This window comes from Pseudomonas sp. JL2 (assembly GCF_031570495.1).
GTDB classification, from domain to species: domain Bacteria; phylum Pseudomonadota; class Gammaproteobacteria; order Pseudomonadales; family Pseudomonadaceae; genus Aquipseudomonas; species Aquipseudomonas rhizophila.
In genome coordinates, this window is the sequence record NZ_JAKUDH010000017.1 from 105340 (window position 1) to 123583 (window position 18244).

Annotated in this window: 13 protein-coding genes; 11 read left to right on the top strand and 2 right to left on the bottom strand. The window is 60.3% G+C overall.

Annotated elements, in window-relative coordinates; all coding sequences use genetic code 11:
- Positions 1 to 10: 10 nt before the first annotated feature.
- Entirely contained in the window at positions 11 to 2656 is a 2646-nt protein-coding gene (aceE, locus tag MKS85_RS20610) for a pyruvate dehydrogenase (acetyl-transferring), homodimeric type (protein WP_047225912.1), read from the bottom strand.
- Between the two features lie 383 nt (positions 2657 to 3039).
- Here aceE and glnE point away from each other — a divergent pair, with 383 nt between their 5' ends.
- The 11 genes from glnE to MKS85_RS20665 all read left to right on the top strand — a co-directional run bounded on the left by glnE (position 3040) and on the right by MKS85_RS20665 (position 17429).
- Positions 3040 to 5979 (top strand): bifunctional [glutamate--ammonia ligase]-adenylyl-L-tyrosine phosphorylase/[glutamate--ammonia-ligase] adenylyltransferase, encoded by a 2940-nt coding sequence (gene glnE / locus MKS85_RS20615; protein WP_188252196.1) that lies wholly within the window; start codon positions 3040 to 3042, stop codon positions 5977 to 5979.
- Between the two features lie 327 nt (positions 5980 to 6306).
- Positions 6307 to 7341 (top strand): lipopolysaccharide heptosyltransferase II, encoded by a 1035-nt coding sequence (waaF, locus tag MKS85_RS20620; protein ID WP_107321432.1) that lies wholly within the window; start codon positions 6307 to 6309, stop codon positions 7339 to 7341.
- 1 nt (position 7342) lies between these two features.
- Positions 7343 to 8401, top strand: coding sequence for a lipopolysaccharide heptosyltransferase I (waaC, locus tag MKS85_RS20625; protein WP_188252197.1), 1059 nt, complete (start codon positions 7343 to 7345; stop codon positions 8399 to 8401).
- Complete coding sequence (locus tag MKS85_RS20630; RefSeq protein ID WP_139048600.1) at positions 8401 to 9525, top strand: glycosyltransferase family 4 protein; 1125 nt, start codon at positions 8401 to 8403, stop codon at positions 9523 to 9525. Before waaC ends, MKS85_RS20630 begins: the two co-directional genes overlap by 1 nt.
- A complete protein-coding gene (gene rfaP / locus MKS85_RS20635) occupies positions 9522 to 10328 on the top strand; it encodes a lipopolysaccharide core heptose(I) kinase RfaP (RefSeq protein WP_047225907.1) in 807 nt (268 codons plus the stop codon). Before MKS85_RS20630 ends, rfaP begins: the two co-directional genes overlap by 4 nt.
- Entirely contained in the window at positions 10328 to 11062 is a 735-nt protein-coding gene (locus MKS85_RS20640; protein ID WP_076382932.1) for a lipopolysaccharide kinase InaA family protein, read from the top strand. The genes rfaP and MKS85_RS20640 overlap by 1 nt, the downstream gene beginning before the upstream one ends.
- Positions 11059 to 11811, top strand: a complete 753-nt coding sequence (locus MKS85_RS20645; protein WP_139048599.1) for a lipopolysaccharide kinase InaA family protein — start codon at positions 11059 to 11061, stop codon at positions 11809 to 11811. Before MKS85_RS20640 ends, MKS85_RS20645 begins: the two co-directional genes overlap by 4 nt.
- Positions 11811 to 13250 (top strand): lipopolysaccharide kinase InaA family protein, encoded by a 1440-nt coding sequence (locus MKS85_RS20650; RefSeq protein ID WP_188252198.1) that lies wholly within the window; start codon positions 11811 to 11813, stop codon positions 13248 to 13250. The genes MKS85_RS20645 and MKS85_RS20650 overlap by 1 nt, the downstream gene beginning before the upstream one ends.
- Positions 13251 to 13502: 252 nt before the next feature.
- A complete protein-coding gene (locus MKS85_RS20655; protein ID WP_139048597.1) occupies positions 13503 to 15251 on the top strand; it encodes a carbamoyltransferase in 1749 nt (582 codons plus the stop codon).
- On the top strand, positions 15244 to 16146 hold the full coding sequence (locus tag MKS85_RS20660) for a glycosyltransferase family 2 protein (RefSeq protein ID WP_188252199.1): 903 nt from the start codon (positions 15244 to 15246) through the stop codon (positions 16144 to 16146). The genes MKS85_RS20655 and MKS85_RS20660 overlap by 8 nt, the downstream gene beginning before the upstream one ends.
- On the top strand, positions 16143 to 17429 hold the full coding sequence (locus tag MKS85_RS20665) for a capsule biosynthesis protein (RefSeq protein ID WP_139048595.1): 1287 nt from the start codon (positions 16143 to 16145) through the stop codon (positions 17427 to 17429). The genes MKS85_RS20660 and MKS85_RS20665 overlap by 4 nt, the downstream gene beginning before the upstream one ends.
- Positions 17430 to 17446: 17 nt before the next feature.
- Here MKS85_RS20665 and MKS85_RS20670 read toward each other — a convergent pair whose 3' ends face one another.
- Positions 17447 to 18079: a toluene tolerance protein gene (locus MKS85_RS20670; protein WP_188252200.1), complete on the bottom strand. Its 633-nt coding sequence runs from the start codon at positions 18077 to 18079 to the stop codon at positions 17447 to 17449.
- Between the last annotated feature and the right edge of the window lie 165 nt (positions 18080 to 18244).

Below are 18244 nucleotides of genomic sequence, written 5' to 3' on the forward strand. Positions count from 1 at the left end.
GAAATTCTCCTCAGCAGTCCAGTGGGTTGCGTTTTTCCGGATCGATGCCGAACTTGACGATGGCCTCGGCCACCACCTTGGGTTCGATATCGCCACGGTCAGCCAGGGCTTCCAGGGCTGCCAACACAACGAACTTACGGTCGACTTCGAAGAAGTGACGCAGCTTCTTGCGGCTGTCGCTACGGCCGAAACCGTCGGTGCCCAGCACCTTGAATTCCTTGGAAGGAACCCACTGACGGATCTGCTCGGCGAACAGTTTCATGTAGTCGGTAGAGGCGATGACCGGACCTTTGCGGCCGTTCAGGCATTCTTCGACGTAGCTCAGTTTCGGCTTCTGGCCCGGGTGCAGACGGTTGCTGCGCTCCACGGCCAGGCCATCGCGACGCAGTTCGTTGAAGCTGGTAACGCTCCATACGTCAGCGCCGACGTTGAACTCTTCACGCAGGATCTTCGCTGCTTCACGCACTTCGCGCAGGATGGTGCCGGAGCCCATCAGCTGGACGTGGTGCGCCGCTTCGCGGGTGTCTTCTTCGAGCAGGTACATGCCCTTGATGATGCCTTCCTCCACGCCGGCCGGCATGGCTGGCTGCTGGTAGGATTCGTTCATCACGGTGATGTAGTAGAAGACGTCCTGTTGCTCTTCGGTCATCTTCTTCATGCCGTCCTGGATGATCACCGCCAGCTCGTAGCCGTAGGTTGGATCAAAGGTGCGGCAGTTCGGGATGGTGGCAGCCAGGATGTGGCTGTGACCGTCTTCGTGTTGCAGGCCTTCGCCGTTGAGCGTGGTCCGGCCGGCGGTACCGCCGATCAGGAAGCCACGGGTCCGGCTGTCGCCAGCGGCCCAGGCCAGGTCGCCGATACGCTGGAAACCGAACATCGAATAGAAGATGTAGAACGGCAGCATCGGCTGGTTGTGGCTGGAGTACGAAGTACCGGCAGCGATGAAGGAGCTCATGGCGCCTGCTTCGTTGATGCCTTCTTCGAGGATCTGGCCCTTCTTGTCTTCCTTGTAGAACATCACCTGGTCTTTATCGACTGGCTCGTAGAGCTGGCCGACGGAGGAGTAGATGCCCAACTGACGGAACATGCCTTCCATACCGAAGGTACGGGCTTCGTCCGGGATGATTGGAACGATGCGTGGGCCGATTTCCTTGTCCTTGACCAGTTGCGCGAGGATCCGCACGAAGGCCATGGTGGTGGAGATTTCACGGTCGCCCGAGCCGTCAAGGATCGCCTTGAGGGTATCGAGCGATGGGGTCGGCACGCTGAAGCTCTGGGCGCGGCGCTGGGGCACGAAACCACCCAGTGCGGTGCGGCGCTCGCTCAGGTAGCGGGCTTCGGCGCTGTTGGGCTCCGGCTTGAAGAACGGCAGGTTTTCCAGTTCCTCGTCCTTGACCGGGATGTCGAAGCGGTCGCGGAACAACTTCAGGCTGTCGACGTCGACTTTCTTGGTGTTGTGCGCAGTGTTTTTCGCTTCGCCGGCACCGGTGCCATAACCCTTGATGGTCTTGGCCAGGATGACGGTCGGTTGTTCCTTGTGGTTGACTGCTTCGTGGTACGCCGCGTAGACCTTGTACGGGTCGTGGCCGCCACGGTTGAGCTTCCAGATCTCGTCGTCGGACAGATCGGCAACCATTGCCTTGAGTTCAGGGGTGTTGAAGAAGTGCTCACGGACGAACGCGCCGTCCTTGGCCTTGTAGTTCTGGTATTCGCCGTCGATGACTTCGTCCATGCGGCGCTGCAGGATGCCGTCGACGTCCTTGGCCAGCAGTGGGTCCCAGAAACGGCCCCAGATGACTTTGGTCACATTCCACTGGGCGCCACGGAACACGCCTTCGAGTTCCTGGATGATCTTGCCGTTGCCGCGAACCGGGCCGTCGAGGCGCTGCAGGTTGCAGTTGATGACGAAGATCAGGTTGTCCAGTTTCTCGCGGCCAGCCAGGGAGATTGCGCCCAGGGATTCCGGCTCGTCGCACTCGCCGTCGCCCAGGAAGCACCAGACTTTCTGCTTGCCTTCGGGAATGAAGCCGCGGGCTTCCAGGTACTTCATGAAACGCGCCTGGTAGATGGCCTGGATCGGGCCCAGACCCATGGATACCGTCGGGAACTGCCAGAAATCAGGCATCAGCCAAGGGTGCGGGTAGGACGACAGGCCCTGACCATCCACTTCCTGGCGGAAGTTGTTCATCTGCTCTTCGCTGATGCGGCCTTCCATGAATGCACGGGCGTAAACGCCTGGCGAGGTGTGGCCCTGGAAGTAGATCAGGTCGCCGCCGTGTTCGTCGGTCGGGGCCTGGAAGAAATAGTTGAAGCCGATGTCGTACAAGGTTGCGCTGGAGGCGAAGCTGGAGATGTGACCGCCCAGGTCAGAATCTTTCAGGTTCGTACGCATCACCATGGCCATCGCGTTCCAGCGTACCAGCGAGCGAATGCGGCGTTCCATGAACAGGTCGCCGGGCATGCGTGCTTCGTGGGTAACGGGGATTGTGTTGCGGTATGGCGTGGTGATGGCGTAAGGCAATTGCGAACCGCTGCGGGTTGCGAGTTCGCCCATACGGGTCATCAGATAGTGAGCACGGTCTTCGCCTTCTTTGTCGAGAACCGATTCCAGGGCGTCCAGCCATTCCTGGGTTTCGACGGGATCGAGGTCTTGCATGGCTTGCTCCAGGGCGGAAAGGCTACCAGAATCGGTTGCCTGAGTTTGCGACTGGCCTTGTGGGCAGACGGTATAAATTCTTGGATTGCCGAAGGTTGTTTCGGCGGCGTGTAGTTTTACTACAAATCGTCGGCCGTTTCAGCCTTTCGAATGTATAGACGAGTAGTAAAACTACACATGAGCGGCTTATGGCCCCTCGTTTCGTTGTGAGAATAATCGTTACTGTTGGTCGTTAGCCAACTCGTACAGGTAAAAACTTGATGTCGGCTGCCAATAAAATCAGATTTTCAGCTATTTATCATCTTTGTTCGACAGTCGATCAGGTAGTGGCAGTTGAAAAAACACTACATCCAGCCTTTCCCCGCGCCGATCAAGGATAGACCATGAGCCTGCCCCCGCTTACCGAAGTTCCGGCAATTCTCCAGTCATTGGTCAGTCGTGCCGAGCAGTCGTTCCGTACGGCGGTCGCTTCCCTGGACGACGACCACGGGCTGTCCACCTGGGCGCCCGAACGCTGGAGCGAGTTCAACCGTGTCGCCGCCGCCAGTGATTTTTTTATCGAGCAGAGTGTTCGTGACCCCTCGATGTTGCTGGAACTGGTGCGCAGCGGCGAACTGGACCGCCACCTGGCTCCCGGCGAAATGTGCGCTCAGATTGGCGCAGCCGTCCAGGCCGCCGAGACCGAAGACGAACTGGGCCGCATCCTGCGTCGCCAGCGCAGCCGCCAACAGGTGCGGATCATCTGGCGCGACCTGACCCGCCAGGCCGACCTGGTCCAGACCTGTCGCGATCTCTCCGACATGGCCGATACCTGCATCGACCAGGCCTATCAATGGCTGTACCAGCGCCACAGTCAGCAATTCGGTACGCCTACCGGGCGGCGCAGTGGTGAACCGCAGCACATGGTTATCCTGGGCATGGGCAAGCTTGGCGCGGTGGAGCTGAACCTGTCGTCGGACATCGATCTGATTTTCGCCTACCCCGAGGGCGGCGAGACCGTTGGCGCCAAGCGGGCCCTGGATAACCAGGAGTTTTTCATTCGTGTGGGGCAGCGCCTGATCAAGGCCCTGGACCCGATGACCGTCGACGGTTTCGTATTCCGCGTCGACATGCGTCTGCGCCCCTATGGTTCGGCCGGAGCGCTGGTGCTGAGTTTCAACGCGCTGGAGCAGTATTACCAGGATCAGGGCCGTGACTGGGAACGCTACGCGATGATCAAGGCGCGGGTGGTGGCGGGTGACCAGGTGGCCGGCGCGCAACTGCTCGACATGCTGCGTCCGTTCGTTTATCGCCGTTACCTGGATTTTTCCGCCATCGAAGCGCTGCGCACCATGAAGCAGTTGATCCAGCAGGAAGTGCGGCGCAAGGGCATGGCCGACAACATCAAGCTGGGTTCGGGCGGCATCCGCGAGGTGGAGTTCATTGCCCAGGCGTTCCAGTTGATCCATGGCGGTCGTGACTTGAGTTTGCAGCAGCGCCCGTTGTTGAAAGTGCTGGCGACCCTGGAAGGCCAGGGCTATCTGCCGGCCAAGGTGGTCGATGAGCTGCGCCAGGGTTATGAATTCTTGCGTTACACCGAACACGCGATCCAGGCCATCGCCGACCGCCAGACCCAGATGCTGCCGGACACCCCGCAGGATCAGGCGCGCATCGCGTTCATGCTGGGTTTTGCCGACTGGGCGGCCTTCCATGAGCAATTGATGTACTGGCGTGGTCGCGTAGCCTGGCACTTCGGCCAGGTCATCGCCGATCCGGATGAAGAGCAGGACGGTGAAAGCGAAGTAACGGTGGGCGGCGAATGGTTGCCGCTGTGGGAAGACAGCCAGGATGAAGGGGCGGCGTGTCGTCAACTGGAGGAGGGCGGCTTCGCCGATGCACCCAAGGCGCTCAAAGCCCTGGCCGCCCTGCGCGGCAGTGCGCAATTGCGCGCCATGCAGCGTCTGGGGCGTGAGCGTCTGGATGCATTCATTCCACGCCTGTTGGCCCAGGCGGTGGAGCATGCCAATCCGGACCTGGTGCTTGAGCGCGTATTGCCGCTGGTGGAAGCCGTGGCGCGCCGATCGGCCTATCTGGTGCTGCTGACGGAAAATCCCGGTGCCCTGCGACGCCTGCTGACACTGTGCGCGGCGAGCCCCTGGATTGCCGAGCAGATCACCCGCTTTCCCCTGTTGCTCGATGAATTGCTCAACGAGGGGCGACTTTTCAAGCCGCCCCTGGCGCCGGAACTGGCGGCGGAGTTGCGTGAACGCCTGACGCGCATCCCCGAGGATGATCTCGAGCAGCAGATGGAGGCGTTGCGGCATTTCAAGCTCGCGCATCGTTTGCGGGTGGCCGCCTCGGAAATTGCCGGCAGCCTGCCGTTGATGAAAGTCAGCGATTACCTGACCTGGCTCGCCGAAGCAATTCTTGAACAAGTGCTGGCCCTGGCCTGGCGTCAGACCGTGGCCAAGTATGGCGTGCCGCTGCGCACTGACGGCAGCCTGTGCGATCCGGGCTTCATCATTGTCGGTTATGGGAAAGTCGGCGGTCTGGAATTGGGGCATGGTTCCGACCTGGATCTGGTGTTCATCCACGATGGCGATCCGCAGGCGGAAACCGATGGCCCGAAACCCATCGACGGCGCGCAGTTTTTCACCCGGCTCGGCCAGCGAATCATCCATTTGCTGACGGCCCAGACCAATTCTGGACAGCTCTACGAAGTGGACATGCGCTTGCGGCCGTCCGGAGCGTCGGGGTTGCTGGTCAGCTCCCTCGGGGCTTTTGCACGCTATCAGGAGAACGAGGCCTGGACTTGGGAGCATCAGGCTTTGGTGCGGGCTCGGGTGCTGGTGGGCAGCCAGGACGTGGGTCAGGCGTTCGAGAAAGTTCGTGCCCAGGTGCTGGGGCGCAAGCGTGATTTGTCGACGCTGCGCCAGGAAGTCAGCGAGATGCGCGCCAAGATGCGCGATAACCTCGGCAGCAAGGCCACCGCTGCCGGAACCGCAGCGAATGCCTTCGAAGCCACGGCGCCGTTCGACCTCAAGCAGGATGCCGGAGGTATCGTCGACATTGAATTTATGGTGCAATACGCGGCCCTGGCGTGGTCCGAGGAGCACCCGTCGCTGCTGCGCTACACCGATAACATCCGCATTCTGGAAGGGTTGCAGGACGTCGGGCTGATGCCGGTCGAAGACGCTACCCTGCTGCGCGAGGCCTACAAAGCCTACCGCTCAGCCGCCCACCGCCAGGCTCTACAGAAAGACGCCGGGGTGATTGCAGGCGACCAGTTTGTGGATGAGCGCAGGCAGGTGCTGCGAATCTGGCGAGAACTGGGGCTGAGCTGAAGATTTAAATGTGGGAGCGGGCTTGCTCGCGAAGGCGGAGTGTCAGGCGACATTGATGTTGGATGTGCCGGCCCCATCGCGAGCAGGCTCGCTCCCACAATTGATTTGTGGTGCTGCACCATACTTGAAGTAGATGAATTTCCCTGTGGGAGCGAGCCTGCTCGCGATAGCGGAGTGTCAGGCGACATTGATATTGGATGTGAGAGCCTCATCGTGAGCAGGCTCGCTCCCGCAGTTGTAGAGTGACGGCAGCAGGCAACGTCCTAAGCCACAGTGATTGTCGAGGCGGGGAGGCGTAGGCCTCCCCGCATCGTTTTTGGAAGCCACATGAATATTCTGATCGTAGGGCCCAGTTGGGTCGGTGACATGGTGATGGCGCAGACACTGTTCCAGTGCCTCAAGCAGCGCCACCCACAGTGCGAAATCGACGTGTTGGCCCCCGAGTGGAGTCGGCCGATTCTTGAGCGCATGCCCCAGGTGCGCAAGGCCTTGAGCTTCCCGCTCGGCCACGGTGTGCTGGAGCTGGCGACCCGTCGACGCATCGGCAAGTCCCTGGCCGGTCAGTACGACCAGGCGATCCTGTTGCCCAATTCGTTGAAATCGGCACTAGTGCCGTTCTTCGCCAGTATCCCCAAACGCACCGGTTGGCGTGGCGAGTTCCGCTACGGCTTGCTCAATGACGTGCGCACGCTGGACAAAGAACGCTACCCGCTGATGATCGAGCGCTTCATGGCCCTGGCCTACGAGCCAGGTGCCGAGTTGCCCAAGCCGTATCCGCGCCCAAGCCTTGCGATCGACCCGGTGACCCGCGAAGCGGCGCTGGCCAAGTTCGGTCTGAGCCTGGACCGCCCGGTGCTGGCTCTCTGCCCAGGCGCTGAGTTCGGTGAGTCCAAGCGCTGGCCGGCGGAGCATTACGCCCAGGTCGCCGAGACGAAGATTCGCGAAGGCTGGCAGGTCTGGTTGTTCGGTTCGAAAAACGATCATTCGGTGGGCGAGGACATCCGCTCGCGCCTGATCCCGGGCCTGCGGGAGGAGTCGGTGAACCTCAGCGGCGATACCTCCCTGGCCGAAGCCATCGACCTGTTGTCCTGCGCCGATTCGGTGGTGTCCAACGACTCCGGCCTGATGCACGTGGCCGCCGCCCTGAACCGGCCACTGGTGGCCGTGTACGGTTCCACTTCGCCGGGCTTTACGCCGCCGCTGGCCGAAAAAGTCGAAGTCGTACGCCTGGGCATCGAATGCAGCCCATGCTTCGACCGCACCTGTCGCTTCGGTCATTACAACTGCCTGCGCCAGCTCATGCCGCCGTCGGTGAACGATGCCCTGGGGCGTTTGCAGGGCGCACCGGTGGAGGTTCAGTAACTTGCGGGTATTGCTGATCAAGACCTCTTCGCTGGGGGATGTGGTTCACACCCTGCCGGCGCTGACCGACGCGGCGCGGGCGATTCCCGGCATCAGGTTCGACTGGGTGGTGGAAGAAGGCTTTGCCGAAATTCCTACCTGGCATCCGGCGGTGGATACAGTCATTCCGGTGGCGATTCGTCGCTGGCGCAAGAACCTCTGGCAAACCATCAAAAGCGGCGAGTGGCGACGTTTCAAGCAAAGCGTGCGTGCCAAGAAGTACGATCTGGTGATCGACGCCCAAGGCCTGCTGAAAAGCGCCTGGCTGACCCGCTACGTCAAGGCCCCGGTGGCAGGCCTGGATAAAGAATCGGCCCGCGAACCCCTTGCAGCGCGCTTCTATTCCCGTCGCCTGGGCGTGGCTCGCGGTCAGCATGCGGTAGAGCGCGTGCGCCAGTTGTTTGCTGTGGCACTGGGTTATGACCTGCCCAAAACCATGGGCAGCTACGGCCTGAATGTCGATCGCCTGGTTGAATTGCCGCGCAGTTACCCTTACGTGGTGTTCCTGCACGGCACGACTTGGGAATCCAAGCACTGGCCTGAGCACTACTGGCGTCAACTTGTTGAGCGCATGGGGCAGTTCGGCGTCGTGGTGAAGCTGCCATGGGGCAGCCCGCTGGAGAAAGCCCGGGCCGAGCGGATTGCCAATGGCCTGCGCAACGCCCTGGTATTGCCAAAGCTGAATCTGGGTGGGATGGGCAAGGTGTTGGCCGGCGCACAGGCCTGTGTGGCCGTGGACACCGGCCTTGGCCATCTGGCCGCGGCCCTGGATGTACCGACCATTTCACTGCTCGGCCCCACCAACCCGGTGCTGACCGGCGCCTATGGCAAGGGGCAGATTCACCTCGCCAGTGATTTCCCTTGCGCGCCCTGCATGCAGAAACAATGCACTTATCCGCCGACCGCCGAAGATGCCCGTCGGTTTGACCTGAAACGCGAGCAGCCTCTGTGCTTCACGCGTCTGAATCCCGAGCGTGTTGCCAGCCACTTGAGCACGTTATTGGCTGAGGAGCCGCGCTGATGCAATTGGCTTTTGTCCTTTATAAATACTTCCCTTTCGGCGGCCTGCAGCGTGACTTCATGCGCATCGCCCTGGAATGCCAGCGGCGTGGTCACCAGATCCGCGTCTACACGCTGATCTGGGAAGGTGACGTCCCGCCGGGCTTCGAAGTGCTCGTGGCGCCGGTCAAGGCGCTGTTCAACCACCGTCGCAATGAAAAACTCAGTGCGTGGATGGAAAATGACCTGGCCAAGCGTCCGGTCGACCGTTTGATCGGCTTCAACAAAATGCCCGGCCTGGACGTGTATTACGCCGCTGACGGCTGCTTTGAAGACAAGGCGCAGAACCTGCGCAATTCGCTGTACCGGCGTTGGGGGCGTTACCGCCACTTTTCCGAGTACGAGCGAGCGGTATTCGCCAAGGATGCCAAGACCGAAATACTGATGATTTCCGAAGTGCAACAGCCTTTGTTCATCAAGCACTACGACACGCCGCTGGAGCGCTTTCACCTGCTGCCACCGGGCATCGCCCAGGATCGTCGCCGGCCCGCCGACGCCGATGAGGTTCGCGCCGCGTTTCGTGCTGAATTCGATCTGGCCGATGATGACCTGCTGCTGGTGCAGATCGGTTCCGGGTTCAAGACCAAGGGCGTGGATCGCAGCCTCAAGGCCCTGGCCGCGCTACCTTCGCAGCTTAAAAAACGCACCCGCCTGTTTGTAATCGGCCAGGACGACCCCAAAGTATTCCAATTGCAGAGCGCCGCGTTGGGGCTTGGTGACAACGTACGCTTCCTCAAGGGCCGCAGCGACATTCCGCGTTTCCTGCTGGGCGCCGACCTGTTGATCCACCCGGCGTACAACGAGAACACCGGCACCGTACTGCTTGAAGCGCTGGTGGCCGGCTTGCCGGTGCTGGTCAGCGCGGTGTGTGGATACGCCCATTACATCGCCGAGGCCGACAGTGGCCTGGTCTTGGACGAGCCGTTCGAACAGGCGCAGCTCACCGAGTACCTGGGGCGGATGTTGGGTGACGCCGACGCACGCGCGGCCTGGAGCCGCAACGGTCTGGCCTTCGCCGAGACGGCCGACCTCTACAGCATGCCGCAGCACGCGGCCGATGTGATATTGGCGGAGCACGCACAATGAAATTGATGCTGGCCGAACCGTTCAAGAGCCTTTGGGCCGGACGCGATGCGTTCGCCGAAGTCGAGGCGCTCAAGGGCGAGGTCTATCGCGAACTGGAAGCCCGGCGCACCTTGCGCACGGAGGTGGATGGTCGTGGCTTTTTCGTGAAAATCCACCGTGGCATCGGTTGGCGCGAGATCTTCAAGAACCTGCTGACCGCCAAGTTGCCGGTACTGGGTGCGGGACAGGAATGGAAAGCCATCCAGCGCTTGCAGCAAGTCGGTGTGCCGACCATGACCGCCGTCGCCTATGGCGAGAAAGGCAGCAACCCGGCCGACCAGCATTCGTTCATCGTCACCGAAGAACTGGCGCCGACCGTCAGTCTCGAAGATCTCAGCATGGACTGGGTCAAGCAGCCGCCACAGCCGAAGCTCAAGCGAGCCCTGATCGCCGAAGTGGCGCGCATGACCGGCATGATGCATCGGGCCGGGGTCAACCATCGCGACTGCTACATCTGCCACTTTCTGCTGCACACCGATAAGCCCGTGACCGCCACGGATTTCAAACTTTCTGTGATTGACCTGCACCGTGCGCAGATCCGTCCGGCCATCCCCCTTCGTTGGCGCAACAAGGACCTGGCGGCGCTGTATTTCTCTGCACTGGACATCGGTCTGACCCGGCGTGACAAGTTGCGCTTCCTCAAGGGCTATTTCCAGCAGCCGCTACGGCGGATCCTGGCCGAAGAAGCTTCGCTGCTGACCTGGCTCGAAGGCAAAGCCAACCGGCTTTATGCGCGCAAGCTGCGGTACGGGGGCGCGCTCTGATGTCGGGTTGGGTACTGGAGCCTTCCTACGCTGAGCTGGCAGAGGATTTCGGCAGTCTTGATGCAGTGTTCGCCCTAGAGGGCGAGCGTCTGACGCGGGACCCGCTGTCCGAGGTGATTCGGGTACAGCGCAGCGGCGTGAATTACTATGTCAAGCGCTACACCGGGGCCGGCAAGGGGCTGCGGCGATACTTGGGTAAGCCGCGGGTCAAGTCCGAATGGCAGAACCTCAAGCGCTTCGCCAAGTGGGGCATCCCCACTGCCGAAGTCGTGGCCTGGGGGCTGGAGCGACGTGGCGCAGCCTATGACCGTGGCGCGATGATCACGCGCGAGCTGCCGGGCACCGAAGACCTCTCGGCATTGGCAAGGCGTCACGATCCAAGGCTGGCCAATCGTGCCTGGGTCGACGGGGTGAGTCGGCAACTGGCCGGCTATACCCGAACCATGCACGAAAATCGTTTTACCCATAACGATCTGAAATGGCGCAACTTGCTGATCGACGAGCAGTCACGGCTGTTCTTTATCGATTGCCCCAACGGCGATTTCTGGCGCGGTTTCTGGCTCAACTATCGCATCACCAAAGACCTGGCGTGCCTGGACAAGGTGGCCAAGTATCATTTGTCAGCCACTCAGCGCCTGCGTTTTTACCTGCAGTATCGCCAGCGTAACCGGCTCGATGCGTGTGACAAGAAGCGCATCCGTCACGTGGTGAGATTTTTCGAGGGGCGTGAATGACTGATTTTCTGGCGACTGAAGACCAGTCATTGTTGCAACGCCACGGCCTGGATAGCTTCGAAGCCCTTTGGGACCTGCAATTGGATGCGGTGGATGAACCCAACACCGCGGGCGGCGGTTGGAGCAGTGTCTTCCGGCTGGAACTGGAAGGGCGGGGTTATTACCTCAAGCGCCAGAGTAATTACCTCACCAGGACGTGGTCCCACCCCTTCGGCGAGCCCAGCTTTTACCGGGAGTTTCGCAACATCAGGCGTTACCGCCAACTGGGGATTCCGGCCCTGCAAGCGGTGTTCTATGGTCAGCGCAACGTGGGCGGGGAGGTGCGGGCGATTCTGCTGACGCGTGCCCTGGACGGTTGGGATGACCTGGATTCATTGCTGCAACGCTGGTCCAGCCTGGCGGCGACGCAACGCGCCACCGTCCTGCAGGCTTGCGGGCAGTTGGCGCGACGCCTGCACGGCATGCGCCAGGTCCATGGTTGCTTCTACCCCAAGCACATTTTTTTGCAAGCCACCGCCAGTGGCTATCAGGCGCAGTTGATCGACCTCGAAAAGACCCGGCCGCTACTGTTCGGTCAGCGGGATCGAATCAAGGACCTGGAGCCCTTGCTGCGTCGCGCGCGAGCCTGGAGTGACGACGATGTGCGCCAGATGCTCTGCACCTACCTGGATCAACCGCTCAAGAGTGCACTGGTTGACCGCTGGATGACTCGTCTGACCGCCCGGCGCAGCCATAAGGAGGCTCGTTGATGCATTTATCCGAATTGAAGAACGCCGGCCGCAGCCCCAACCTGCCTTTGAGCCTGGAGCTGGCGGACGCCGCCGGCCCGGCGCAATTGCAGCTGCTTTCCCTGTTGCGTGTGTTGCCGGGACAGCGCTACGTCGGTGCTGGCGTCTGGCGCGGCCGTCCGGTGTTGGCCAAGTTGCTGGTCGGCAGCAAAGCGGGCAGGCACTTTCACCGCGAACTGCAAGGCGTGCGGCTGCTGGCCGAGCAGGGGCTGACTACGCCGCTGTTGCTGGCCGATGGCCTGAAAGAAGGCGAGGGTGGCTGGCTGCTGTTCGAATTGCTCGAGGGGGCCGAAAGCCTCGGGGACGCCTGGAAACAGGTCGAGGGCCTGCCACTGCTCGCCGACGAACAAACGGCGGTACTGGCCGAGGCGTTGGGAGCGATTGCACAACTGCACAGCAAAGGCCTGTGGCAGGAAGATTTGCACTTGGACAATCTGTTGCGTCACGGCGGCAAACTCTATTTGATCGACGGAGGCGGCATCCGCGCCGAAACCCCGGGCCAGCCATTGTCGCGCAACAAAGTGCTCGAAAACCTGGGGGTGTTTTTCGCCCAGTTGCCCAAATCCCTCGAGCCTTTCAACGAAGAGTTGTTGGTGCATTACCTGCTGGGCAACGCCGAGCACGCCTTGCCCATGGAGGCGCTGCAAAAACAGATCGACAAGGTGTACGCCTGGCGCCTGAATGACTTTCTGGAAAAAGTCGGGCGTGAGTGCAGTCTGTTCAGCGTGCAGCGTGGTCCGTTCGGTTTGCGGGCGATTCGTCGTGATGAAGAGGCGGTCATGGCGCCCGTACTGGAGCAGGCCGATGCCTTGCTTGACCAAGGCCACTTATACAAGACCGGTGGGTCGGCGAGCGTTGGTAAAGTCGATGTGGACGGGCGCTCTGTGTTGATCAAGCGCTACAACATCAAAAACTTCGCCCACTGGCTCAAGCGCTTCTGGCGTCCGAGCCGCGCCTGGCATGCCTGGCGCGAAGGTCATCGCCTGACGTTCCTCGGTATCGCCACGCCCAAGCCGCTGGCGCTGCTGGAAAAGCGTTTTCTGTGGCTGCGTCGCGGCGCCTACCTGGTGACCGAGCACCTGTCGGGGCCTGACATCATCGAACGCCTGGCCCCTTACGTCGAAAACGGCGCCGCTCCCGAGCCTGAGTTGCTGGCGCTGGACCGGTTGTTCGCCGGCCTGATCCGCGAGCGTATTAGTCACGGCGATTTCAAGGGCCACAACCTGCTCTGGCAGGACGATCGCTGGGCGCTGATCGACCTGGACTCCATGTGCCAGCACCGCAGCCTCTCCAGCTTCACCCCCGCCTATGCCAGGGATCGTGCGCGGTTCATGCGCAACTGGCCGCAAGACAGTGCGTTGTATCAGGTGATTGATCAGCGGTTGCCCAAAAGCTTTTGAAGGGTGCCCCGATAGCTGCTTTGGCACGTCTTCTGTGTAGGAACTGCTGAAGGCTGCGATCTTTGTTTTACCCCTTGAGGTTCAAGGGAAAGATCAAAATCAAAAGATCGCAGCTTCGGCAGCTCCTACGAGGCTTGCCAACGCTTTTAAGCTATAATCCCGCCCTTTAGCTGCCCCGCGCCCCGGCGTGCGGCACATCTTTTTTCGAGGCGTTTGTCGCCTCGCATGCAGACATTAAGAGGCTAGACCCCTGTGGCATTGACGATTCTTGGCCTGTCCGGCGCCCTTAGCCATGATCCCTCCGCAGCGCTGTACATCGACGGCAAGCTGATCGCGGCGGCCGAGGAAGAGCGCTTCGTACGCGATAAACATGCAAAGAACCGCATGCCCTACGAGTCGGCGAAGTTCTGTCTGGAACAGGCCGGCATCAAGCCGTCCGACGTCGACGTGGTGGCAATCCCGTTCGCCCCGATCAGCCTGTTCGGCGAAGCGCGCTGGCATTACGCCAAGCGTTACTGGTACGCCCCGGATCGCGCCCTCGATGCGATCCTGATGGGCAACCGTCGCTACAAGCGCTATCGCCGCAAGATTGTCTGGTGCCTGGAGCAGCTGGGTTTTGATCCGAAAAAGATCAAGATCGAGCCGGTCGAGCACCATCTGGCCCACGCCTCCAGTGCGTACCACTGCTCGGGCTTCCAGGAGAAAACCGCGATCCTGGGCATCGACGGCAAGGGTGAATACGCCACGACCTTCTTCGGCTACGGCGAAAACGGCAAGATCCACAAGATCAAGGAATTCTTCGACCCGGACTCCCTCGGCGGCCTGTATGGCGCGATCACCGAGTTCCTGGGTTTCGAGATGCTCGACGGTGAGTTCAAGGTCATGGGCATGGCGCCTTACGGCGATGCCAGCAAGTACGACTTCTCGCGCCTGGCCTCGTTTGAAAACGGCGAACTGGTGATCAATACCGACTACGCCAACGTGATCGGCCTGCGTCGATATAAAGAGAAGGGCAAAGGCTTCTACTTCTCGCCGAAGCTGATCGAATGGCTCGGCCCGAAACGTGAAGGCGACATCGCCGACGAGCCGTACATCCACTACGCGGCCAGCATGCAGGCGCTGTTCGAGAAACTTGCGCTGCAGATGATCGACCACTATCTGGGCGACGTGCTCAAGGAAACCGGCAAGCTGGCGTTCGCCGGTGGCTGTGCGTTGAACGTCAAGCTGAATCAGAAAATCATCGCCCGTGACGACGTCAAGGAACTGTTCGTGCAACCGGCTTCCGGCGACGCCGGCACCGCCGTGGGGGCGGCAGCTTATGTGTCCCACGCCCGTGGCGTGCCGGTGGAGAAGATGGAACACGTCTACCTCGGCCCGGCCTACAGCAACGAAGACGTCATCGCCGCCTGCGCCCGCCATCCGAGCAAGCCTGCGTGGCGCAAGATCGACAACACCCCTGAGCGCATCGCCAAGATCATGGTCGACGGCAACCCGGTGGCCTGGTTCCAGGGGCGCATGGAGTTTGGCCCGCGTGCCTTGGGCGGTCGCTCGATCATCGGTTGCCCGAGCGCCAGCGGCGTGGCCGATCGCATCAACGAACAGATCAAGTTCCGCGAGCGCTGGAGGCCTTTCTGCCCGTCGATGCTCGACACGGTCGCACCGCAGATGATCAAGGTCGATCACCCCGCGCCGTTCATGACGTTCACCTTCGAAGTGGCTGAAGAGTGGAAAACCCGCGTGCCGGAAGTCGTCCACGAAGACGGCACATCCCGGGCCCAGGTACTCAAGCGTGAATACAACCCACGCTATTACGACATGATGAAGGCTCTGGAAGTACTGACCGGCAACGGCGTGTCCCTGAACACCTCACTCAACCGCCGTGGCGAACCGATGATCTGCTCGCCTACGGACGCTCTGAACATGTTCTTTGGCTCTGACCTGCAATACCTGATCATGGAGGATATTCTGGTGGTCAAAGAGGGGGTGGATGTTTATGACTGAAGTTTTGATCAGTGTCGTCATTCCTGCTTATAACTACGCCGATACCTTGCCTCGTGCGGTGAACTCGGTGGTGGGGCAACTGCGCGATGCTCAGGCGGAGTTGCTGGTGATCGATGATGGCTCCACTGATGCAACGCCACAAGTCCTGGAACAACTCCAAGTTGAGCATGCCGGTTGCTTTCGGGTTTTGCGCAAGCCCAACGGTGGTTTGTCCTCGGTACGTAATCGTGGGATCGAGGAGGCTCGTGGGCCATATCTGATTTTCCTTGATGCCGACGATGAGATGGCGCCTGGTGCTTTGGCTGCGTTGACTCGGCATATCTCCAGCAATCCCACCAGCCGCATGATTATCGGTGGTCACTGGTCGGTATTCGCTGATGGTCGTCGTGTCCTGCACGCCGTACAACCCTTGCCCGCCACCCCGCGTGAGCGCGTACGTGGTTATCTGTTGGACAAGACGGTATCGCTGTCCAACGGTGCCTGTGCAATGCATCGAGAAGTATTCGGGCCAGGCAACTACCCGGAGCATTTGCGCTGTGTCGAAGATATTCCGGTGTTTGCTCAGGTGCTTGCGGGTTTCCCATGCAGTGTGCTCGATGCGCCACTGGCGCTGATCCACAAGCATGACGACAGCATGCGTCATGACCTCAAGCAAGCCCTGGCGGCTGGCGTGGGGATGGTTGACGAGGTTTTTTCTCCGGCGCGTCAGCCGCAGTTGCAGGATCTGCGCCGGGCTTTCCTTGCTCAACGCTGCCTGTCGCTGTTCCGCGCTTGCTACAGCGCTGGTGATTATGTCAACGCCAAGGCTTTTTATATTCAAGCCGTGCGTACTGATGTTCGCTCGCTCACGCGCTGGACTTATACGCGCAAGGCTATTCGGTCGCTTTTCAAGTGAGCTCGCCTTTCACCGGTGAAAGTGTGATCCAGGGCCAAGAGAGCTGGGCACAGAAAGCGCGTGAGCTGGACCGGTATCGCTGGAAACTGCTGCGCCAGCGGCATGGTCGCTTCGCCAGCTTGCTACGGTTGGTTCGTGATGCGCTGGTGGAGTTCGTGATCGGCATTCGCGCAAGGGTTTGTTTGAGCGATTCGGTTGTCGCCATGCCCTGTGAGGTGTTGTTGCTGCATTCGGCGCCGAAATCCATGGCGTTGCAGCGCAAGAATATTCTGATCGAGGCTCTGCGCAGCCGGGGGCTTCTTCTGGCGGAGGCAGCGTTACGCTCACCGTCGGATGCCTGTGCCCGACGTATGCTCATGGCGCCGCCGCAGTCTGTACCGTTACGTTATTTGGCATACGCTGCCCATGCCCAGTGGCTGGTGATGACGTATTCACCCAAGTTACTGATCAATGAACGCAATGGTAGTCTTCATGCTCCGTTCTTGCGTTTGGCGCTTGCTGCGCGTGGGGCACGACTGCTACAACTGGCTCATGCCACAACCTTGGAATCTTCAGGGCGACTGGGGATGAACGACTACGACTATTATGGTGTTTTTGGTCGTAGCTCGCTGGTTGCATTGCAAGAGCGAAGATTGCGGTTCGGTGAGTCGACGGTGGTGTTGGTCGGTTCTTACCTTGCTGACGAAACTTATGATCTGCCGGGCGCTGATCCGGCTCTTAAAACGTTATTGATTCTGGGGGTTGGTCCTGACCGAGAAAAAGAATCGGGTTATCAGGACACCTATCGGTTACTGCGTGATTGGGCCGGACAAAATCCGGACTATCGTTTGCTGTTCAAGCGCCACCCTCGCAGCAAGGCGAGATTCTGGGGCGATGCCGCTGCGCAGTTTACCAATATCGAGTTGCTGGATAGCCAGTGTTCGCTGGCTCAGGCTTTGGCGCAGGCCAGTGTCGTCATTAACATCATGTCCAACGCTGGCATTGAGGCGGGTCTGGCGGGCCGACCAGTGATTCACGTGAATGCCGGCAGCGATGTGGATATTTTCTCTCATTCGTTATTTTTCGGGCCTCAAGTGAGCGATGGGCAGGGGCTTTCCCGGCAACTGAAAGCGCTTGAGCAGGATTACCAAGCGCATTCGGCCCAAGCCCGGCGCTTTGCCGATTATCATTTGGTACACGGTTCCCAAGGACTGCTGAAGACCACCCAGCTGGTTGATGACCTGCTTCGCGGCTCCGATCCTGCGTGCAACTTCGAAACCTTCAAGTTAGCCGCCGCTGGCTGACGTCGGCGGCTGGGGGCTCAGGGGTTGAGCACCTGGTTCAGTTCACGCTCGCTGCAGACGTGTTGATTGTTCAGGTAGTGCTCAAGAAATTGGTTGTCCTTGAGCAGCCATTCGCGGTCTTGGCGATAGCGCAATATATGCTTGAAGTTGCGTAGGCGAAGGCCTTTGCGCAGAGGCTTGCATTGAGAGCGCAGGTCTGCGACATCGATCAGTCCAAGCGTGTTGTGGGGCGTCAATACCACGTTGCCCAGATGTGCGGAGCGAAAGTAGATGCCGGTTTCATGTAGGCCGGCAATGAATTCGCCCAGCCGTGCGCGAAGATCATCATTCCCCTCGACGCCGAGTAACTGACGCAGGGTTCGCCCAGGCAATGGGTCGTAATGCACTGCATCGCGCTCGATACTGGGGATGCGATAAATCCGGCGAATTTTCGGACACTCGATTTTTCGTTCCTGCAGTGCTCTGCAGTTGTCGGCGAAGCGCTTGGCGTAGGGTGCCCAGAGGGCAGAGGTCAGCAGGCGTTTACGGCGAAATAGCTTGAGTATCGATCCATCGGCAAGACGCAGAACTTTGTCCCCTTTGCCGTCGGCTTCGAGAACGTCAGCGTCTTCGCGCATGTTGAGGTAAGAAATGTGATCGAGCGTTTGCATCAAGGCTCCAAGGCATGCCCGTGGTGGGCAGCCGGGTATGTTACCGCAGTGTGCATGCTGCAAAAAACCGCTGTGGTATAGTCGTGCCAATTTTCAGGAGGTGCATGCCCCTGTTTGCGCGGGCTGCCCGGGCATTGCCACCGACTAGTTATCTTTTGATTCATG